The 21203-nt window shown below is 69.4% G+C and carries 10 protein-coding genes; 7 read left to right on the top strand and 3 right to left on the bottom strand.

Going from position 1 to position 21203, the window contains the following annotated elements:
- Positions 1–23: 23 nt before the first annotated feature.
- Both V5F59_RS17165 and V5F59_RS17160 read right to left on the bottom strand, forming a co-directional pair.
- A complete protein-coding gene (locus tag V5F59_RS17165) occupies positions 24–9293 on the bottom strand; it encodes an SDR family NAD(P)-dependent oxidoreductase (protein ID WP_393976420.1) in 9270 nt (3089 codons plus the stop codon).
- A gap of 282 nt (positions 9294–9575) precedes the next feature.
- A complete protein-coding gene (locus V5F59_RS17160) occupies positions 9576–11063 on the bottom strand; it encodes a peroxidase family protein (protein WP_393976419.1) in 1488 nt (495 codons plus the stop codon).
- Between the two features lie 371 nt (positions 11064–11434).
- Between V5F59_RS17160 and V5F59_RS17155 the strand changes: the two genes are divergently transcribed.
- From V5F59_RS17155 to V5F59_RS17140, 4 genes are all read left to right on the top strand, one after another.
- A complete protein-coding gene (locus V5F59_RS17155) occupies positions 11435–12571 on the top strand; it encodes a helix-turn-helix transcriptional regulator (RefSeq protein WP_393976418.1) in 1137 nt (378 codons plus the stop codon).
- Positions 12572–12874: 303 nt separating this feature from the next.
- Positions 12875–14539, top strand: a complete 1665-nt coding sequence (locus tag V5F59_RS17150) for a di-heme-cytochrome C peroxidase (protein ID WP_393976417.1) — start codon at positions 12875–12877, stop codon at positions 14537–14539.
- Positions 14523–15779, top strand: a complete 1257-nt coding sequence (locus tag V5F59_RS17145) for a cytochrome P450 (RefSeq protein ID WP_393976416.1) — start codon at positions 14523–14525, stop codon at positions 15777–15779. Before V5F59_RS17150 ends, V5F59_RS17145 begins: the two co-directional genes overlap by 17 nt.
- Before the next feature lie 51 nt (positions 15780–15830).
- Positions 15831–16541 carry a hypothetical protein gene (locus V5F59_RS17140; RefSeq protein ID WP_393976415.1) on the top strand — a complete coding sequence of 237 codons (711 nt, stop codon included), beginning with the start codon at positions 15831–15833 and terminating at the stop codon, positions 16539–16541.
- Between the two features lie 76 nt (positions 16542–16617).
- Here the strand turns inward: V5F59_RS17140 and V5F59_RS17135 are convergent, their stop codons facing one another.
- Positions 16618–17934 carry a lytic murein transglycosylase gene (locus tag V5F59_RS17135; RefSeq protein ID WP_393976414.1) on the bottom strand — a complete coding sequence of 439 codons (1317 nt, stop codon included), beginning with the start codon at positions 17932–17934 and terminating at the stop codon, positions 16618–16620.
- Positions 17935–18214: 280 nt separating this feature from the next.
- On the opposite strand from V5F59_RS17135, the gene galU reads away from it, so the two are divergent.
- The 3 genes from galU to V5F59_RS17120 all read left to right on the top strand — a co-directional run bounded on the left by galU (position 18215) and on the right by V5F59_RS17120 (position 21014).
- Positions 18215–19102 (top strand): UTP--glucose-1-phosphate uridylyltransferase GalU, encoded by an 888-nt coding sequence (gene galU, locus V5F59_RS17130; protein WP_393976413.1) that lies wholly within the window; start codon positions 18215–18217, stop codon positions 19100–19102.
- A gap of 230 nt (positions 19103–19332) precedes the next feature.
- Positions 19333–19974, top strand: coding sequence for a DUF1007 family protein (locus V5F59_RS17125; protein WP_393976412.1), 642 nt, complete (start codon positions 19333–19335; stop codon positions 19972–19974).
- Entirely contained in the window at positions 19971–21014 is a 1044-nt protein-coding gene (locus tag V5F59_RS17120; protein ID WP_393976411.1) for a nickel/cobalt transporter, read from the top strand. The genes V5F59_RS17125 and V5F59_RS17120 overlap by 4 nt, the downstream gene beginning before the upstream one ends.
- Positions 21015–21203 lie beyond the last annotated feature (189 nt).

Raw genomic sequence — 21203 nt, 5'->3', positions numbered from 1 at the left:
GTCCGTTCGCGGGTCATGGAAGGTCACGCGGTCTGCTCCTCGTCGCCGTCCACGATTGCCTCGCACCCGCTGGTGCCGATCCCCATGCGGTCCAGCACCTCGTCGAGGAAGCCCCGCGCCTCCGCCTTGGTCAAGGCGGTGAGGTCGAACCCCATGCGGTAGGAAAGCCCGCTTTCGCTCTGGAAGGAGCGGAGGTCGATCTCGTTGATGACATAGCGCTGGAGCCGCGTCGACAGCGGCCTCACCTTGATGAGGCCGAGGTCCAGCTCCACCGCCTTGCCCTGGCGCTGCAGGCTGGAGGTGGTGGCGCCGCGGGCGAAGCGATCCGGGGACTGCATGCCCGTCATGTAGAGGCTGAGGTAGGAGCCCTTCGCCACCATCTCGTCATGCACCGGCCCGTCGCCGCAGACATACTCCAGCGGCATGTAGTGCAGGGACTGGTTGAGCTGGTCCGACAGGTGGGCGGCCAGCGTCTCCAGGCTCGGCGCGGATTTCGCCGGCGCGCGCAGGAGGGTGGTGCCCGCCACCCAGCTGATGAAGTCCTGCAGGCGGCGGTCGGTGCGCATGGCCACCGGGACGCCCACCATCACGTCATCCCTGTTGCCCTGCGCGGCGAGGGTCTGGGTGTAGGCGGCGATGAGCAGAGCCGTCTCGGTGACGCCGGCGGCACGGGCGCGGGACTGCAGCCGCTGCTGGCTCTGCGGGGTCAGGAAGGCGAACAGTTCGCCGGCCGGGCCGCCATGGGTTAGGTCCAGGTTGGGCGCAAGGCCTTTCGCGTTGCGGCCGAAGTCTGGGAGCTGGGGCGGGGTCTCGCCGTAGAGGGCCCGCAAATAGGCGTCGCGCTCGGCCATGAAGGCGGGGTCGGTGGCGCGCTCGAACTTGGTGACATACTCCTCCACGCCCATCTCCGGCGGGGGAAGCGGCAGGCCGAGGAAGGCCTGGAACAGCTGCTCCACGAACACGCCGAGTGCCCAGCCGTCGAACACCGTGTGGTAGCCGTGGGCCACTACCACGTCCCCTTCCGCGCCGCAGCGCAGGATGGTGAGCCGATAGGGTGGGTTGGTGAAGGGATCGAGCTCGTCGTCGAGCAGCTGCGCGAGCCGCGCCTCCACGGCTGCCGCGTCCGCGTCGGGCAGGTCCTCCACCACCAGCGGCGGCTCGCCGGGCGGCAGGATGAAGGCGCGCGGCACGCCGTCGTCGCCTACCACGAAGCGCGTGCGCAGCGCTTCCTGGCCCTCTTCCACAAGCTTCAGGGCGCGGCGCAGGCGCTCCACGTCGACGCGGGGGGAGATGCGGAACGCACGGCCGATGGTCCAGGCGAGACGATAGGCGTGGTTGGTCTCCGGCTTCATGCACGCGCGCAGCAGCAACCCCTGCTTGAGGGAGACCGGCACCTCGCGTTCGCCGCTCACGCGGGCCGGGTGTGAGGCAGGCGCCTCGGGCACCGGCGGCAGGGGGGCCGGACGTGCGCCGCGCAGGGCTTCGGCGGGCGCATGCCAGGTGGCATCCGTGCCGATGCCGTCGGGCTGTGCCGGTACGCCGCCGAGGTCGCCGAGCGCCGCGGCGAAGGCGTCGAGCAGCGCGCGGCCGGCGGCCTCGTCGAAGGCCGCGGTGTCGAGGGCCAGCCGGATGGCGAGGGCGTCGCCCTGCGTCGCTAGGTCGAGGCGGATCTCATTGAACGGATCGGCCAGCGCATCGAGAGGCTTGTCGATGCCGAGGGCGGCGAGCCGCCCGGCAGCCTCGGCGTCAAGGAAGGCGAAGCCCACCTGACGGAGGGCGGCGTCGGCGGCATTGAGGCGCGGCGCGAGCGCCGCCTCGATGGCCGCCGTGTCCAGCACCCCGTGGTCCCGGCCCATGGCGAGGCGCTGACGGATCCAGCGCACCAGCCGCTCGGCCGGCATGTCGAGCCGCTCCACCAGCAGCGGCACCGCGGCATCCACGGGGCCGACGAGCCCAGTGGGGGCATGGCGCCGGGCCGGATCGTGGCATTCCACCACCAGCCGCTCGGCCCCGGTGCGTGCACCGAGGGCCCGGGCGAAGGCGGAGAGCAGAAGCGCCTCCTGGTCCGCCGCCGCAAGACCTGTGAAGCCGGGCAGGAGGAGCGTGGCATCGAGATGGCCCACGGGGCCGCGGTTGAGGCCGAAGCCGGTGGGCGCGGGCGCCAGCGAGCGGGCAGGCGCGGCAAGGGCCGCGGGCGGGTTGCGCAGCACTTCCTTCCAGAAGGCGAGGTGGCCCACGTGCGCCACCGTGCCCTCGGCGGGATGCTCGCCCGCGAAGGTGCTGAAGGCCCCGCCGGCCGTGTCGTCGCCCCGGGCCGCGGCGAGGATCGCCGCGAGCGCCAGATGGGGCGAGAGGGCATCGGCCGCCGCCCGGTGCGCGCGGGCATGGAGGTCGAGGCCGCCATGCGCGGCCCTGGACACGCCGAAGCGCCACAGATGCCCCGGCCGGGTGACGGGAGCGAGGGCCTGCGGCCCCGCGACCCATTCGAGGTCCGGCACCTCGCCGGCCACGATGGAGCCTTCAGCGGTGGCAGTGAGGCGCAAGGCATCGGCGTCCCGGGCCAGCGCCGCGAGGGCGCGGGCGACGGGCTCGAAATCGAGGTCCGGCGCGGGGCGGGAGGCGGTCACTTCCAGCGCGGCGCGGGCGACGGACGAGGTCATGGGGCGGGTGTCGAGGGCGAGCATCGCTTCCTGCCGGGGCAGGGGACGGAAGATCGCGACGCCCGAGCCGGCTTCGGAGGGGCCGGCGCCGGCCGTCGCGGCGGCGCTCGCCGCACGGGCCTTCTGCGCAGCCTCGAAGGTCGCGGCCACCACGCCGGACAGGCCTGTGACCGTGGGGGTCTGGAGGAATTTCGCCACGGGAATGTTCACATCCACATGGGCCTCGATGCGGTTCTTCAGCTCGAAGGAGGAGAGGGAATCAAGGCCCAGCTCGCTGAGGCGCCGATCGGCCGGGATGTCGGACGGTGACACCTTCAGCACCTTCGCCACCTCCGCACGGATGAGGTCAGCCAGCATGGCGTCCCATGCTTCCCGCGGGGCGGCGATGAGCTCCGCCTGGATGCGCGAGCGCCCGCCGGTGCGCTGGGCGAGCAGCGGCTTCACGCGCGCGGCCCCCGCGGTGCGGGAGAGCGCCCGCCCGATGGCCGCCCAGTCGGCGCGGGCGAAGCCGAGGTTCTCCTCCTCGGCCCGCAGCAGCGTGCCGAGGGCCTCGGCCGCCTCCTGGTCCTGCACCGGCTTCATGCCGATGCTCTCAAGATAGTTGCCGAGCGCCTCCGAGCGGGCGACAAAGCCGGAGCCCGCGATCGACCCCCACGCCGCCGCCGAGCCGGGAAGCCCGCGCCCCTTGCGGAACGAGCCCATGGCGTTGAGCACGGAATTGGCCGCGGTGTAGTTCGCCTGCCCCGGACTGCCGATGACCTGCGCCAGCGACGAGAAGCTCACGAAGAAGTCGAGCTTCGCCCCGTGGGCCGTCGCCGCCTTGTGCAGGTTCCAGACGCCGCCCGCCTTGGGGCGGATGACGCGGGCGATCTGCGCCGCATCGAGCTGGTTGAGGAAGCCGTCCTCGATCACCGCCGCACCGTGGACGATGCCCTTCAGCGGCTTGTCGGAGCGGGCGTAGGCCGCGACCAGCGCGTCCACGGCCGGCGCGTCCGTCACATCGAGGGCGACCGGCACGATCTGCGTCCCCCGCGCGGCGATGGCGGCGAGCACGGGCGCGGCCTCCTCGTCCGGCGTGCCGTTGCGGCCGGCGAGCAGCAGGCGCCCGGCGCCGTGACGGCTCAGGAAGTCGGCGATGGCCACGCCAAACCCGCGCAGGCCGCCGGTGACGAGATAGCTCGCCTCGGCCGAGAAGCGGATGGCCTGGGAAAGATCAATCTCCACCTCGATCTCGGGTTCGTCGAAGGTGAGCACAACCTTGCCGATGTGCTGCGCCTTCGAGAACAGGCGCATGGCTTCCGCGGCGCGGGAGGCGGGGAAGCGGGTGGCCGGCAGCGGCCGGTAGGTTCCCTCCGCGACCAGCGCCTCCACCGCCTTCAGCAATGCGGCGAGCTTGGCGGGCCGCTCGTCGGCGATGGTGGACAGGTCGATCACCGAATAGGTGTTGTTGTAGTAGAGCGACTTCAGCCCGATGGGCTTGTCCTGGGCGAGGTCGCGCTTGCCGATCTCCACGAAGCGGCCGAAGGGGGCGAGGCACTCGAGCCCCTTGTCGATGCCAGCGCCGGAGAGCGCGTTCAGCACCACGTCCACGCCCCGCCCGCTGGTGGCGGCGCGGACGGCTTCCGCAAATTCCAGGGAGCGGGAGTTCATGATGTGCCCGATGCCAAGGTCGCGCAGGAAGGCGCGCTTGGCGTCCGAGCCCGCCGAGGCGAGGATCTCCGCGCCCACGTGCCGTGCCACCTGGATGGCGGCGAGGCCCACACCGCCCGTGGCGAGGTGGATGAGCACCTTTTCGTCGTCCGACAGGCGGCCGACGTCCACCAGCGAATAATGCGCGGTCATGAAGGCGGCGGGCAGCGTCGCCGCGTCCTTCAGCTCCACATGCTCCGGCACGCGCATGAGGAAGCGGGCTTCGGCGGCGGCGAACCGGCGCAGGAAACCCTTGCCCATGCCCATCACCCGGTCACCGGGCGCGAAGCCTTCCACCTCTGCGCCGACGCGGACGATGGTGCCGGCGAATTCCAGGCCGAGATTGCGCCACCACGCCCCCGGGCCCTCCGCCTCGTCGGGCAGGATGCCGGTGGCGGCCATGATGTCGCGAAAGTTGAGGCCCACGGCCGCCACCTCCACCACCACCTCGTCCGCCTCCGGTGTCGGCATGGGGCTCTCGCGCAGCACCACGTGGTCGATCAGGCCGGGGCTCGTCATGGTGACGGTGAAGTTGGCGTCCTCGCTCGCCTTCACGATGGTGCGGTGGCGCGGGGCGAGCCCGGTGAGTGCGCCCTGCCGGAGGCGGGGCACCTGGCGCTCGCGGCCGCGCAGGACGATTTCCGTCTCGTCACTGTCCTCCAGCGCTGCGCGGGCGAGAGCCGTGCCCTCGGTGAAGGCGTCGGCATCCGCATCCACATGACGCACGGCGAATTCCGGGCATTCGTTGGCGATGGTGCGGCTGAGGCCGAGGAGTGCGGAATCCGCGAGGCCCTCGGTGGTCATCGCCCCATCCGCCGGCGTGCGCCGGCTGGCCCGGCCGAGCACCACCAGGGCCGGGCGCGCGGGCGCCGCCCTCAGCCGATCCAGCACCTGGCCCACGGTGACGAGACCGCAGGATGCCGCCTCCACCGCTGCCACGAAGCGTTCGGTGTCGAGTTCGCCCTCCGGCCCCAGCTCTCCCCCGGCGGTGCCGGCGAACAGGATGCCTGCGAGGCCCTCCGGTGCGGCAAGACGCGCCTCCACCAGCCCCGCGGCATCGTCCGTGCGCATGGTGCGGAAGAGATCGGCGCTCACTGTTTCCACCTGCGCGCCGGCGTCCGCCAAGGCGTTGGCAAGCGGAGCGGTCGTGGTGGCATCCCCCGTCACCAGCAGCCAGCGACCAAGGCGCAGGGACGTGCCGGCCTTCTCGGCGGCGGGCTCGAACGTCTCCTCGATCACCACCGTGCCGGTCTCGCCGGCGGCGGCCTTCACGGCACCCAGCGTCTTCACCTGCAGGTTCTCGACGGCGAGCAGGGGCGTGCCGTCCGGCGCATAGACGCGGTAGATGCCGGTGTCGTCCTTCGGATCGGTGAAGAATTCGCAGATGACCTCCGGCGGCAGCGGACCCGCCACCATCACCTTGCGGATGCCGATGGGCAGCATCAGCCGGTATCTGCCGGCGACGCTCTCCTCCTCCGGCAGCGGCTCGCCGGGGATCCAGAGGCCCGCGTCCACGTCGTCCACCACGAGGCCGGACTGGAGCACGCTGTCGAACAGGCCCGGGAAGGCGACGAAGCCGACCCGCCTGGCCGCCTCCGCGCTGACGATGCGCGCCACCGCATGGCGCGGGCCGAGCAGCCACATGGCCTCCACCGCCTGGAAGCTCGGCCCGTAGTCCAGCCCGTGACGCGCGGTGAGGCGGTAGAAGTCGTCCTTGGTGATGGCCGGCGTGGTCTTCAGCACCTCGGGATCGAAGTGCGCGGGCGGCAGGGTGAAGGGGTGCTGCCAGCCGTAGGCTTCCACACGCAGGCGCCAGTCTTCCTCGGTGTCGCGCTTCATGGAGAAGATGCGCACGCGGCTGGTCACCGGATCGTAGGTGGTACGCAGCAACACCACGTCCTCGGCTCCGATGGAGAGGGCATCGAAGATCTTGAAGTCCCGCAGTTCCACGGGCGCGGGCCCGAACACTTCCCGCAGGGCGCCGGCCATCATCTCCAGGTAGCCCACGGTGGGAAACAGGCAGTCGCCCCCCGGCCGGTGGTCGCCGAGATACTTGGTGCTTTTCAGCGTGATCTCGTTGGTCCAGGCCGGGTCCGGCGCGGTCTCGCGCCAGCCCAGCAGCGGGTGGCGGTCCCCGTCGAACAGGAATTGCCGTGCCTCCAGCGGCAGCTGCAACAGGCGCTCGTTGGCCCAGGGGCGGCGCGGCAGGGCAAGGGGCTCGCCGGCGCGCTCGTCATGTCCAGCGCTGTCCTGCATGGCGTCGAGGGAGACACCGTTCACGAAGAGGTTCGCCATGGAACGCGCCATCACGAGCCGGTCGTCCCCCTGCCGTTCCAGCGAGGAGACCGCCACCACGGATGCCCCGCGCTCCTGGGCGATGCCGTGGATGAGCGGGGTCACGGTGCGGTGCGGGCCCAGCTCCAGGAAGGCGTCGATGCCGAGATCGAGGCAGAAGTCGATGGCCCTCTTGTAGCTCACCGGCTGGCGCAGGTTCTGCCACCAGTATTCGGCGTCGAACCGCGTCTCCAATACTCCGGTGACGGTGGAGACGATGGGCAGCGCCGGCGGCTGCCAGGAAATCTCTCCGAGGCCTTCGCGGAACATGGCCTCGCAATCGTCGAGATGGGGCGAGTGCCAGCCGAAATCCATGGTAAGGCGGCGGGCGGTGACGTCCGGATAGAGCCGGCGCACCTCGGCCAGCACCGCATCCACCGGGGCTTCCATGCCGGAGATGGTCTGGGCCGTCGGGCCATTGTAGGCGGCCACCACCACCGAGCCGTCGCCCGGCAGGAGGGGAGCGAGCTGCTCATGGGTGACGCCGAGCGTCGCCATGGCCCCGCGCCGCTTGCTGCCGTGCGGGATGCGGCCGCGGTGGTAGATGATCCGGGCGCAGGTCTCCAGATCGATGCAGCCGGCGATGTGGGTCGCCGCCACCTCGCCGAAGGAATGGCCCACCAGCAGCTCGGGCACGAGCCCGCGCTCGCGCCACATGTGGTAGAGGCCCACCTGGTTCGAGAAGATGGCGGCCTGCGTCACGTCCGCGTCGTTGATGCGGCTCGTGGCCTCGTCGCGGGTGACCTCAGCGATCACCGACCAGCCGGTGTAGGGCTTCAGCGCCTCGTCGAAGGTCTCGACGAAGGTGCGATAGGTGCGGTCCTCGGTGAGGAGCCGGCGGGCCATGGCCCACCACTGGCCGCCCTGGCCGGAGAAGGTGAAGGCGAGCCGGCGCGGCTTGGCCCGGCCGGTGACGATATAGGGCGCGATGGCCTCGTCGGCGGGCGCATCGGCGCCGAGTGCCAGGGTGCGCAGCTTCAGCGGCAGGTCGCGGGCCGCCTCGTCGGCGAGGACGACGGCGCGCTCGTTGAGGTGATCGCGGCGGGTCCGGAGGGCTGTGGAGAGGGCCTGGTAGGGCACGGCGCCGAGGGGGCCGCCCTCGTCCACCGCATCGGCCAGCTCTTCCGCCCAGAGGGCGAGGGCGCCCTTGCCGTTGGCCGAGAGGGGGATGAACACGGGATCGTGGCTCGCCGCATCGGGGGTGGCGAGGGGGCGCAGCAGCGCCGGCGGGCAGGAGCGCTCCGGGTAGCTGCGCCGGCCGCCCTGCCAGCTTTCCACCGCCACGCTGGCATTCGTACCGCCGAAGCCGAAGGAATTCACCACCGCGAGCCGCACGTCGTGCTCGCCGGCATAGGGGGTCGGCTCCACCGGCACGGCAAGGCCGAGGGCGTCGAAGGGGATGTTCGGGTTCGGCCGCTCGAAATTCAGGTTCGGCGGCACCACGCCGTGATGGGTGGACAGGACGATCTTGATCAGGCCGGCGATGCCGGAGGCGGATTCCAGATGCCCGAGGTTGGGCTTGAAGGAGCCCACCAGCACCGGCCTGTCCACCCGCGGGCTGCCGAACACGCGGCCGATGGCGCTCGCCTCGATGGGATCGCCCACCGGCGTGCCGGTGCCGTGCGCCTCCACATAGCCCACATCCTCCGGGTCGATGGCGGTGCGGGCGACGAGGTTTTCCAGCATGGCGGTCTGGGCCGCATCGCTCGGGGCGGTCAACGTCGGGGTACGCCCGTCCTGGTTCACGGCGGAGCCGCGGATGACGGAATAGATGCGGTCGCCGTCCGCCACCGCCTTGGCCAGGGGTTTCAGCACCACGAGGCCGCAGCCTTCCCCGCGGACGAAGCCATCGGCCCGCGCGTCGAAGGTGTAGATGGCACCGGTGGCCGAGAGCATGTTGGCGCTGGAGAAGGCGATGAACGGCCCGGGATCCAGCATCATGTTGACGCCGCCGGCGAGCGCCACGTCGCAGGTGCCCATGGACAGGTGGCGGATCGCCTGGTCCACCGCCACGAGCGCCGACGAGCAGGCGGTGTCGAGCGCGATGCTCGGCCCCTTCAGGTCCAGGCGATGGGAAATGCGGTTGGCGGCGATGGAATAAGCTGAGCCGGTGCCGGCGAAGATGTCGGTGGCGACGCGCCGGTAGCGCTGCGAGTAGCTGAAATCGGATGTGGAGATGCCGACGAACACGCCGGTGCGGTGCTTCTGGAGGTCGCGCAGGGGCACGCCCGAATCCTCGACCGCCTCGTAGGCCACCTGCAGCAGCAGGCGCTGCTGCGGGTCCATGGAGATGACCTCGCGCGGTGCCATGTCAAAGAAGGCGGGATCGAAGTGGAAGACGTCCCCGGTCAGGAATCCGCCCCACTTGGAATAGGAGCGGCCAGCCGCCTCCGGGTCGGGATCATAGTAATTGTTGAGGTTCCAGCGGTCCGCCGGGATCTCGCGGATGCCGCATCTCTTGCCCACGAGGAAGGACCAGTATCCCTCCGGGCTGGCTATGCCGCCCGGGAAGCGGCAACCGATGCCGATGACGGCAATGGCTTCCGGTTCGAGGGAGGGGTTCGAGGCTACCGTGCGCGCATCACCGTCCAGAAGATCCAAGCTATCCATGGGAAGCGCCCCCTTCCACTAGATTGCCGCGGTGCGAAAGCTAGGCGTAGAGTCTCTCCGATGTCACGTCATTTCATTCAACATCACGCAGAAACGAAGTAAATGCCGGTAAAATGGGCAATATTCCGCACTATAATACCGACTAAAGCTTGCGACAATACCTTCGCCTCTCCGGCATAGGGTTCCGTGCGGGCAGGGAAGATGGTTGCGGCATGCTGCGATGCGGCCGCCCCCGGCCGCCCTGGTCGCCGCTTCGTCCGCTGGCGGAAGCGTCATGTCCGATCAGGCCGCGTCTTGCTCCGCGGCGAGCAGCACGAGGTCGCAGAGGGAGAAGTGCTGCAGGTCGGGGATCATCCCCGGGGCGAGGATGGAGGCATCCGAGTGCCGGACGAGGTTCCAGAGCGCCTCGGCGACGATGCGGCTGCCAACCGGGCCGAGATGGCGCCCGGCTGGTCCCTCGGGATTGCCGGCCTCCGCAAGGATATAGAACCACAAGGGCGTGGCCTCGCAGAAGGGCAGGGCCGCGACGCGCTGGTGGTCCGGCAGGGCGGCGAGCAGGGTGTCGTCCCTGAGGGGGCGCAGCCCCATGTGCCGCGCTACCGCCTGTCCGGTAGGAAGTCCCAGCCGCACGCCCCGGAGGAGATGGTGCGTCGCCAGGGCTTCTACGGTCTCGCCCGCACCGGCAAGGAGAGTGTCGAGGCGCCGGGCGCGCTGCGGGGCCTCGGCGCGCAGCGGCAGGAAGGCATCCCACTGGATGATATGGGTCTCCTCCAGCGCATCGGGTCCACGGCCGCCGGCGCCGAGTACCGCGCGGGTCGCCAGGGTGCCGCGGTCCATCTGGCGGAAGTTGGCGTTGTAGTCGTAGGTCGCCCGCGCCATGGAGGGGGCGAGCACGAAGGCGGCGGCGGAAAATTCCACCGGCATCGCCAGCGCTGCCGGCCGGTCCACGTGCCACAGGCGCGGACCCTCCGCCATCACCTCCTCCAGCGCATCGGGCGCGCACAGCTTCGGCAGGAGGTCGAAAAGTACCATCCACTGGTAGCGCTGGCGCAGGGCGCGGCGCGCCGCCTCGAAGGAGAGGCCGGAGGCGATGAGCGCGTTGTGCGCCTTCAGGAAGGCCACATGCAGCTGGCCGAGGATGAGGTTGGCATCGTTGCGGGTGTCGCCCATGCGGGCGGTGCGGTCGCGCGCGGGGTCGATGCTGCGCGGATGGCGGGGCAGGTCGTTGCCATCGCCCACGCGCGGCGCCCGCGCAAAAGGGCTGCCCTTGCGCTTCGGCGCCGTGGTGCCCACCAGCATGCGCCGCACCACCGCAGGATCGCGCGGGGCGTCATAGACACTGTCGAGCTCCAGGCAGCCGGAGCGCCGGTTGAGCAGACCCGCGAGGGAGCCGAGGGGGGCGAACGCCGGCGCCCCGGTCTGGTCCGGCGCCCAGGACTCGTCAGGCGCCCGGCGCTCCCAGACGAGGTCGTTGCGCACGAATTCCACGAGATAGGTATAGGCCGCCGGCAGGTCCGCATCCCCGTCGGAGCGCAGGCGGGGCGGCTGCGATTGCGCCTCCGGCTCGGCCATCGCGGCGGCGAGGCGGGAAAGATCCTTCAGGGTGCGCGGGCCGAGGGGCAACAGGTGCGCCTCTCCCGTGAGGTTGGGAAACATCCGGCAGAAGCCGTGATCACTGGGGCGGGCGCCGGCCTCCAGCGCCAGAGCGCGCACGCGCTCGCCGATCGCCTCGCGCAGCGACGGCCGCGGCTCCCCTTGCCCCGAACACATCTGCAATGACCTCTCCACGCGCATTCTGGTTCTTCACTTCTCGTCGTTTGCGGCCCCCACCCTTCCCGATAGGTCAGCATGCCCCCGCATGGGGGAGCATCATCAGAATGGGGGATGACCCCCCATCGGGCGTCTTGCAGCCTGAGGTGGTTGTGCAATGCTGCGCCGCGGCCTGGAGTACGCTCGGTGGCTGCGACGTTGCGTTGCGTGGCGTCTGCCGGGCTCTTCCGTCATGCACCGCCTTCGGGCGATGAGGGGCGCCTGGCGCGTCGTTCGGTTCTCGCGGGGATGAACCATCGGCGGTCCATCGGATCATGCGTCCGAACGCGCCGGCCAGGCTGGATGCGACGGGACGCGGAAATGGGACGGATATGGGCGATCTTGATCAGTATTCCCGCCTCATCGGCGACGTCTACGACCTCAGTGGCGATCCCCAGCAATGGGGCATCCTGCTGGAGGGCGTGACGCGCTTCATCGACGGCCGCGTCGGCCAGCTCGCGGTGTTCAGCCTCAAGCAGCAGATGAAGCCCACCTGGCGCGTGTGGGGGCACGACCACAACGACTACAAGACCTTCCTCTATCGCCATGCGACCGAGGATCCGCGGCTGTCGTACATCCTCTCCAATCCCGGCCGTGTCATCTGCGGCGAGGACGGGGTGGATCCGGACCAGTTCCGCGCGTCCGCCATGTTCCGCGAGGTGGTGGAGCCGATGGACCTCGAGCATTCCCTCGTCTCCTACTTCGCGCAGGAGGCGGACGTGATGGCCACCATCTGCGCCATGCGCGGGCGGGCGAAGGGGCCGTTCGGCGCGGGCGAGAAGCAGAAGCTCTCCCTCGTGGTGCCGCACCTGCGGCGCGCATTCGAATATTACGCGCTGCTCGACGAGGCGAAGGCCAAGGTGGGCGACATCGCGGCGGCGCTGGACATCGTGGACGCCGGCATCTTCCTCGTGGATGGCGACATGCAGGTGGCCCATATGAACCGCGCCGGCGAGGCCATGGTGAAGCTGGGGGACGTGACCGTGCGGTCCGGCCGCCTCACCTTCCGTGATGACCGTGCCTCCCGCGCGCTCTCCGGGGCGGTGGGGCTGGCCATCGCCGCCGCCCGCGGCGAAGCGAACCTGCCCCATGCGGAGCATATGGAAGTGCCGCGCCACGGCGATGACGAGGGGCCGTTCCGCGTCTCCCTGCATCCGCTTCCGGCCACGGAAGGGGCGGCACGCCTCGCCTCGCGCTCACAGGTGGCGGTGGTGGTGCGCGCCCCCGGCCGCAGCGGGGCGGACCTTGCCCGCCGGCTCCAGACCACCTTCCGCCTCACGCCGTCCGAGGCGGCGCTGGCGGCAGCGCTGGCGGTTGGGGCTTCCCTGGCCGATTTCGCCCAGCAGCGCAGCGTCGCGCTTTCCACGGCGCGCAGCCAGCTGAAGGCGCTCTACGAGAAGACGGGGACCAACCGGCAGGGCGAGCTGGTGGCGCGCCTGCGCGAGAGCCTCGACCTCTCGCTGGTCTGATGGGCAAGGGGTCGCGCGCTTCGCGCGGCTGTGCGTGGCAGGGACGGTTGTCTGCATTTCGCCTGTTATGAATTGGTGAAATGCTAAGCTTCATCGCTTCGCTCCCTTGCTCGCGGCCCACCGTGCCGGCGGGCGGCCGGGACACCGAACACACACGCGCCGGCCGCAGGGCCGGCGCAGTCGCGAAGGCGGGGAGCGGGGTCCCGCACGATCTTGGGGGAAGGAATGCTAGGGCGGAAAGGTCTGATCCTGCTCGCGGGGTTCGCGGGCTTTCTCGGGCTTGCGGCTGTGACCGATGCGATCATGTCGTCGCGGGATCCGGCGCCGAAGCCGGGTGCGCTGGTGACGCTCGACCAGGGATGGTCCGACGATCTGCGCGAGAAGTTCTATTACACGCCCCAGGGCTCGCAATTGCTGCCCTACGTTGTTCTCAGGGCGCTGGAGCAGCCGTTCTCGCAGGAGCCGTTCCTCGCGCCGGGCTACATCGCCGAGACCGGCTTCCTGCCGGCGGAAGGGCCTTCCGCGCTCAATCCGGACGGTCTTCCCGTCGGTTTCGTGAAGGATCCGCGGCCGGGTGGCGCGTTCGGCCCCTCGGTGGGCCTGACCTGCGCCGCCTGCCACACCGCCGATATCGAGGCCAAGGGCGGCGCGCGCCTGCGCATTGACGGCGGCGCCTCCCTCGGGGACTACCAGATGTTCATGCGGCGCCTCAGCACGGCGCTGGACGTGACGCTGGCGGACCCCGCCAAGTTCCAGCGCTTCGCCGCGCGGCTGGTGACGGTGGATCCCAAGCTGGTCCGCCCGGGGCTGGAGGCTATCGCCGCCGAGATCCGCCGGCTCGAGGCCGGCGCGTGGACGCCGGTGCCCTATGGACGCGGGCGGCTCGACGCCTTCGGCCACATCCTGAACGCGGTGGCCGCCGATGCGCTGGCGGAGCCCGCCAACTTCCGCATTCCGGATGCGCCGGTGAGCTATCCCTTCCTGTGGACCACGCCCCGGCAGCGCTACGTGCAGTGGAACGGGGTGGCCGGCAATCCGCTCGGCCGCAACCTCGGCGAAGTTCTGGGGGTGTTCGGCCATACCAGTTTCGCCAATGGCAATCCGGCAGCCTTCTCCTCTACTGCGCTGGTGGACAATCTGGTGGCGCTGGAGGCCTGGGTCGCCAGCCTGAAGCCGCCGGCATGGCCGGAGAAGGTGCTGGGCAAGGTCGATGCGGCCAAGGCGAAGCGTGGCGCCGAGCTGTTCAAATCCTATTGCACGGGCTGTCATGGCGGACCCGACTACCCCCTCACGCCTGCCGCCGACACCGAGGGCGGCCGGCAGTGGCTGGCCGTGAGCATGGTCGATCTCGCCAAGGTGAAGACCGACCCCAAGATGATCGCCAACTTCACCGACCGCTTCGCCCGGCCCGGCGTGCTCGCCCCGCTGCTCGCCAACGCGCCGCACACGGCGGACGGGCAGGTGCGGGCGGCGGCGGTGCTGCTCGCCACCGTCAGCGCCGTCACGGAGAATGACCTGCGCGCCCGCGGCATCACCGGTGATGCGCGCAAGGCGGCCTATGGCTGGCGCTTTTCCCCCGGCAGCAACACCCCCCAGTCGGGCTGGCTGCAGACGGCGGCCTACAAGGCGGGCCCGCTCGCTGGCGTGTGGGCGACTGGGCCCTTCCTGCACAACGGCTCCGTGCCCACCCTCTACGACCTGCTCTCCCCGGAGGAGGAGCGCCCGGCCCGCTTCTATGTGGGCTCGAAGCGGCTCGATACCGAGAAGCTCGGCTTCGTCTCGGCGCCCGACGCCTTCACGGAGAAGGAGCGGGCCGGCCTCTTCCTGTTCGACACCAGCCTGCCGGGCAATTCCAACCGGGGTCACGTCTTTCCCGATCCCTCCGTGGCGAAGCTCTCGCCGGAGGACCGCTTTGCCATCATCGAATATTTGAAGATCCTGGAGGGGCCCAATGTCCAGCAGCACTGAGAAGGCGTCGGCAACGCCCTATCTCGACCGCCTCGCGGCGCTGCGCCCGGTGGAGCGCTGGCCGCTCGCCCGCAGCTGGATCGCCAGCGAGCCGCGCCCCTTCTTCGCCGAGCTGAGGGCCCATGCCCCCATCTATGAGACGAGCGAGGTGACGCTGCTGGCCAAGCGGGCCGACGTGATCGAGGCCCTGTCGGTCCCGAAGGTGTTCACCGTGGACCTCTACAAGCCGAAGATGGGCGACTTCATGCTCGCCATGGACGAGACGGTGGTGAACTACCGCGACAAGTCCGTGATGCGCGCCATCCTCGCCTGGGACGACTTGCCGAAGATCCGGGCGCTGGCAGCCCAGGTGGCGGACGAGGCGCTGGACAAGGCGGGCTGCGAGATCGAGGCGGTGCAACATCTCGCCCGCATCGTGCCGCTGCGCATCGTGCAGCAGCTGTTCGGCATCAAGGGCGAGGACAAGGACCTGCTGGACTGGTCGTATGCCAACCAGATGGACCAGTTCAACAACCTGCCCTACGACGGCCGCCCGGATGCCGACGCCATCCACCAGGCGGCGGAGGACAGCCGGGTGAAGCTGCGGGCGCTGTTCGCCCAGCTGATTCCGGCGCGCATCGCCGAGATCAAGGCCGGCACCGCCCCGGACGACAGCCTCACCCGCATTCTTTCCCTCAACCTGCCGGCCGCCGACCATTTCGGCATGGACCGGGTGGTGATCAACATCGGCGGCCTGCTCATCGGCGCCATCGAGACCACGGCGGAGGCGGCCATCAACGCTTTGGCCGAGCTGTTCTCCCGCCCCGAGGTGCTGGGCGCGGCGCGGGCGGCGGCGGTGGCGGACGATCCGGCGTTCGAGGGCTATGTGTGGGAGGCGCTGCGCTTCTCGCCCATCGTCGCCTTCATGTTCCGCGAGGCGGCCTCCACCTACACCCTTGCCGGCGGCACGGAACGGGAGAAGGTGATCGGCAAGGGCACGGTGGTGCTGCCGCTCAGCCTCTCCGCCATGTTCGATCCGGACTTCGTGCCGGACCCGGAAGCGTTCCGGGCCGATCGGCCGTTCCACACCTACCTGCATTTCGGCTACGGGCACCACGAGTGCCTCGGCCGCTACGTGGGCGGCACCATGATCCCAGAGATCGTGAAGCGCGTGCTGAAGCGCCCGGCGTCCCGGCCGCTGGCGCCGGTGGACATGGGCGGGACGCCGTTTCCGCAGAGCTACCGGATCGGGCTAGACTGAAGGGCGTTGCCCGGGCGGGCGAGACCAGCCGCGACGTTGGGGGCGTTTTCGATGATGGATGTGCCGGCGGCGATCTGCGAGACGGTGAACCTCTCGCGGGTCGCGCCGAAGACGCTGGAGGAGCGGCAGGCCTCCGCCCGCCAGAAGCTTGGGGAAACGCTCTATTTCCGGGCGGGGGACGATCTTCTCTCCTTCCCGGCCGCCTACGCCCTCACGGTGCCAGACCTCGCCCGCTTCGGCTGCGTGGCCCGCACCCGCGAGATTGCCGTCGCCTTCTGGGCTTCCGACCTTGCTCCGGCGGGGGAGGGGGCCCCCGTCCCGGTGGCGGCGGAGCCGAAGGCGGGCGGAGGGACGGAAGGCGCCGAGGCGCAGCCGCCGGCTGCAGCCCGGGGGGACGATGATTTCATCATTCGCGTCTCCGGTCTCTATTACGGCCGTCATGCCGACTGGATGGGCATGACGAAGATGATTGCCGCCGTGCGCAAGGTGGAGGCGCGGCGCGGCTTTCTCCATGATCTGGAACGCTTTCCCTCCGCCGCCGGCGATGTCCTGGTACGGATCTCGGAGGACCGCTGCATCCTCCTGCGCCTTGCTGCCGATCCCGCCGCGCCGGGCGCCATCACCGAGATGCGCTTCCAGAGCGAGGACTGGTCCGCCACCGTGCAGGTGCCGGCAAGGGCCACGGCGAAATGGGAGCTCGTCTACGGCGCCATCACGCGTTTCCTCGCGCAGCATGCCGTGAAGAACCATTTCCGGACGTAGGGGCCCAACAGCTACATGAAGAAAACCTGCCGGTCATGCCGGCGGGTGATAGGGAGCAGGGGGAGGGGCTCGCCCCTCACCGCCGCATCTGCTGGAGCAGCGCCACGTCGGGATAGCCGTCCGGCAGGAGGCCGGAGCGGACCTGGAAGTCCTGGATGGCGACGCGGGTCTTCTGGCCGAGGATGCCGTCCACATTGCCGATGTCGTAGCCCATCTGGGCGAGGCGGCCCTGGATCTCCAGGCGTTCCGCCTTGCTGAGGCCCCGCTCCTCCTTCGGCCAGGATTGGGCGAAGGCGCCGCCGCCGCGCAGCCGGTCCGCCAGGTGGCCGATGGCGAGGGCGTAGGCATCCGCGGGGTTGTATTTCAGGATGGCGTCGAAATTCTTCATCATCAGGAAGGCCGGACCGTTCGCCCCCGCTGGGAGGAGCAGGTAGGCCGTCTCGGTCGGCCGCGGATAGGCGAGCCCGCCGGCGCGCCGCACGCCCATGTTGTTCCACTCGCCGAGCGTGCGCTTGATGGTGCGGTTGGCGTTGCGATAGTCGAAGCCCTGCGGCAGGTCCACCTCATAGCCCCAGGCCTTGCCGAACTCCCAGCCGTCGAGCTTCAGGTTGTTGGCGGTGGAGGCGATGATGTCGGGGATGGAATCCACCACGTTGCGCTTGCCGTCCCCATCGAAGTCCACGGCGAAGCGCTGGAACGAGGTGGGCATGAACTGGGTGGGGCCGAAGGCGCCCGCCCAGGAGCCCTTCAGGTGGTCATAGGGTACGTCGCCCTTTTCCAGGATCTGGAGGGTGGCGACAAACTCGTCGCGGAAATAGTCCTGCCGCCGCCCGATGCAGGAGAGGGTTGCGACGGATTCCAGCACGTTGCGCCGGCCGATTCCGTCCGGATCGCCATAGGTGGACTCGATGCCCCAGATGGCCGCCACCGCATAGCGGTCGACGCCGAAGGCCTTCTCCACCTTCTCGAAGATGGGCTTGTAGCGCTCCAGCACCTCGCGGCCCTTCTTCACGCGCCACTCGGTGACCAGCATGTTCACATAGGCCCCGATGGGCTTTGAGAACTCCGGCTGACTGTCCATGAACTCCATGATCTTCATCTGCGGCTGCAGCTGCGCCGTGTAGCGCTCGAAGGTCCGCCGCGACACGCCTTTCGCCTGGGCGAGCGGCCACAGGGCGGCAATGCAGTTCGGGAAGTTCGCCTGAGCTTCGGCGAGCGCCTGGGGCGTCATCAGGGGGTGGCCGCCGCCGGCCGCCTGCTGCGGCTGGGCGGGTGGCGGGAAGCCGAAGATCGATCCGGTGGTCTGGGCCTGCGCCGCCGCCGGCGTCACCAGCGCCGCCGCGGCCAGCGCGAGCACGGCGCACAATGTGCTGCTGCAGGTCGTCGAAGCCATCGCCAAGCCTTCTCCCGGGCGCCGTTTCCGGCGGTCCTCTTCCAATCCGTGTGAGGCATCTACTGGGCCGCAATATGGTTGCGTCGCGGTTAATGGATGGCAAGTTTTCCGTTTCTTCGGCGCTTCCAAGGCGTTAACCGAAGCGGGCGGAACTTCGCGCCTTTCTTCCTGGTTGCCATCCTCTCGCCGTCATGCATTGGCTTTGCTGCGCTGCATTCGGCCTGCAATATTCGGGTGTGATATGGACCCGTTTATCGGGGCTCACTGAGGGGCGGACTTGATGCGTAAACCCATTCGTAAGGCGATTCTTCCCGTTGCAGGTCTCGGCACGCGCTTCCTGCCCGCCACCAAGGCCGTGCCGAAGGAAATGCTGACGGTGGTGGACCGTCCCGTGGTCCAGCACGTGGTGGACGAGGCCCGGGCGGCGGGCATCGAGCACATCGTGTTCGTCACCGGCCGCAACAAGGCGGTGATCGAGGACCATTTCGACCGCCAGTTCGAGCTGGAGCGCACCCTGCAGGAGCGCGGGAAGATCAAGGAGCTGGAGCAGCTCGACCGGGATACCCCGAAGGCAGGCACCACCTCCTTCACCCGCCAGCAGCTGCCCCTCGGCCTCGGCCATGCGGTGTGGTGCGCGCGCGACATCATCGGCGACGAGCCGTTCGCGCTGCTGCTGCCGGACATGCTGCACATGGCCAAGAACGGCAAGGGCTGCCTCGCCTCCATGGTGGAGGCGTATGACGAGACCGGCGGCAACATGATCGCCGTCTACGAGGTGCCGGACGACCAGACCCATCAGTACGGCATCGTCGGCACCGGCGAGCAAAAGGCCAAGGGGGCCAAGGCCATCACCCAGATGGTGGAGAAGCCCAAGGCCGGGACCGCGCCGAGCAACCTTGCCATCTCCGGCCGCTACATCCTCCAGCCCGGGATCTTCGACCTGCTGGCGAATCAGGAGCGGGGCGCTGGTAACGAGATCCAGCTCACCGATTCCATGCTGAAGCTGAAGGAGACCGAGCCCTTCTACGCCGTGCGCTTCGATGGCCACGTCTACGATTGCGGCTCCAAGATCGGCTTCCTCATGGCGAACGTGGCCTATGCGCTCTCGCGTCCGGACATCTCTGCCGAGTTCCGCGCCGAGCTGATCACTCTGCTCGGCAGCAACTGAGCCTTCGCAGGCCTGGGTTCCGCGGCCGTCCCGTGCAGCGGGACGGCCGTCATGCATCCACGGGCCGGCCTTGGAGGGCGGCGGCGGGCTGTCATCATTCTCCCGCGTTTCGCGGGTAGGAGGATAATTCCGCCGGGTCGGTCCCGCGGCGCCGGTGTCGGGCGCGCGGTGGGGCGCCACCATTCCGCCGAAGTCTGAGGCAAGGTCGTGCCCCAGAAAGGTATCCATAGATGACGTCGCGCTTCGTGCCCGTCGCCCTGCTCCTGCTGGCGGCCATCCTGTTCTCGCCGCGTCCGGCGGCCGCGCACCCGCACGTCTGGGTGACGATGAAGAGCGAGCTCGTCTACGATGCCGAGGGGCGGCTTTCCGCCGTGAAGCAGATCTGGACCTTCGACGACGCCTTCTCCGCCTTCGCGTTGCAGGGCCTGGAGAAGGAGAAGGACGGCTCCTATGGCGACAAGGTGCTGAAGCCGTTGGCAGAGGTAAATGTCACCTCGCTGAAGGAGTACGATTATTTCGTGGTCGGCAAGTCCGCCACGGCCAAGCTCGCCTTCAAGGAGCCGGTGGATTATTTCCTCACCTATGCGGACGAGCTGCTGACGCTGCACTTCACCTTGCCGCTGGCGAAGCCGATGCCGGCCAAGGGCACCGTCACCGTGGAGGTCTTCGATCCCACCGTGTTCGTGTCCTTCGCCTTCGCGGAGAAGGATCCGGTGCATCTCGTGGCGGCCCCGGCGGGCTGCACCCAGCAGGTGGTGTCGCCCGATCCGCCGCAGACCTCCCAGCTGAGTGAGGCGTTCTTCTCGCAGCTCACCTCCGCCAGCGACTACGGCGCCAAGTTTGCCGACAAGATCACGGTGAAGTGCCCGTGAAGTCTTCCTGGTTCATGGCCGATGGCCAAAAAGGCGGGGTGGTCACGCTCCTCGCCCTCCTCGGCGGCCTGGTCGCCTTCGCATTGCTGGTGGCCCTGGTGCTGTTTCCCGATTTCGCCTTTGCCCAGGCCTTCGGGGCGGGGGCGAAGACGACACCCTTCGGGCTCGGCGGCGCGGCGGCCGCGACGCCGCCATCCGGCCTCACCGGCTTCATCCTCGCCAAGCAGGCGGAATTCTATCTGGCGCTGAAGCAGGCGGTGCGCGCCGCCAAGGCGGACGGCCATGCCGTCTATCTCCTCGCCGGCCTCTCCTTCGCCTACGGCCTGTTCCACGCGGCCGGGCCGGGGCACGGCAAGGCGGTGATCTCGTCCTACATCCTGGCCGATGGCGGCACGTTGAAGCGCGGCGCCGTGCTCTCGCTTGCGGCCGGCATCGTGCAGGCGGTGAGCGCCATCGCTCTCGTCTCCATCATCTTCGCCATCCTCAACGCGACGTCCGCGACCATGGACCGGGTGGTGAACGTGGTGGAGGTCGTGGCCTACGGCGGCATCGGGCTGTTCGGCCTCTATCTCGCGATTGTGAAGGGCCGGAAGCTCCTCGCCGCGGCGATGGGCTGGCAGCCGGCGAATGGCCATGTGCACGACGATGAGTGCGGCTGCGGCGACAGCCATATGCCCGACCCGGCCCTCATCGCGCCGGGCGCGGACCTGAAGCGCGCGGCGCTGGCGGTGGTTTCCGCCGGGGCGCGGCCCTGCTCGGGGGCGATCCTGGTGCTCACCTTCGCTTTGGCGCAGGGCGTGTTCGTGAGCGGGGTGGTGGCGGTGTTCGCCATGGGGCTCGGCACCGCCGCAATGGTGACGCTGATTGCCGCCGTCGCGGTCTATGGCAAGCGCCTTGCCGTGCGCCTCGCCGGCCGGCAGACCCGGCGTGCCGAAATCCTGCTCTCCGGCGTGGAAGTCAGCGCAGCCTTGCTGGTGATGTTCTTCGGCTTTGCGCTGCTCACCGGCTATGTGGAAAGCGAGCGCCTGCTGCCGGGCTAGGAATTGCCGCCGAGGCGCAAGTTTCATGGGTTTTCATGCTGCGCCGCCGTTGCGCCTGTCTTGCAGTGCGCCAAAATGCGTCATGCCCAGCCTTTAAGCAATTTCGTTGCGCTTTGAATTGAAACAACGAAATTGCGGGGTGCGACACTCCGTGCCAGCCTATGGTTGAACGGCTGCGATGCACTGCCC

It is taken from the genome of Xanthobacter nonsaccharivorans (assembly GCF_043194755.2).
Classification (GTDB): Bacteria; Pseudomonadota; Alphaproteobacteria; order Rhizobiales; family Xanthobacteraceae; genus Xanthobacter; species Xanthobacter autotrophicus_G.
The sequence above is the reverse complement of the archived record's forward strand: the minus strand, read 5'-3'. Positions and strand labels throughout refer to the sequence as shown.

Coding starts and splice junctions, on each gene's coding strand:
- V5F59_RS17165 (WP_393976420.1), bottom strand. CDS start 9,293: ATGGATAGCTTGGATCTTCTGGACGGTGATGCGCGCACGGTAGCCTCG.
- V5F59_RS17160 (WP_393976419.1), bottom strand. CDS start 11,063: ATGTGTTCGGGGCAAGGGGAGCCGCGGCCGTCGCTGCGCGAGGCGATC.
- V5F59_RS17155 (WP_393976418.1), top strand. CDS start 11,435: ATGGGCGATCTTGATCAGTATTCCCGCCTCATCGGCGACGTCTACGAC.
- V5F59_RS17150 (WP_393976417.1), top strand. CDS start 12,875: ATGTCGTCGCGGGATCCGGCGCCGAAGCCGGGTGCGCTGGTGACGCTC.
- V5F59_RS17145 (WP_393976416.1), top strand. CDS start 14,523: ATGTCCAGCAGCACTGAGAAGGCGTCGGCAACGCCCTATCTCGACCGC.
- V5F59_RS17140 (WP_393976415.1), top strand. CDS start 15,831: ATGATGGATGTGCCGGCGGCGATCTGCGAGACGGTGAACCTCTCGCGG.
- V5F59_RS17135 (WP_393976414.1), bottom strand. CDS start 17,934: ATGGCTTCGACGACCTGCAGCAGCACATTGTGCGCCGTGCTCGCGCTG.
- galU (WP_393976413.1), top strand. CDS start 18,215: ATGCGTAAACCCATTCGTAAGGCGATTCTTCCCGTTGCAGGTCTCGGC.
- V5F59_RS17125 (WP_393976412.1), top strand. CDS start 19,333: ATGACGTCGCGCTTCGTGCCCGTCGCCCTGCTCCTGCTGGCGGCCATC.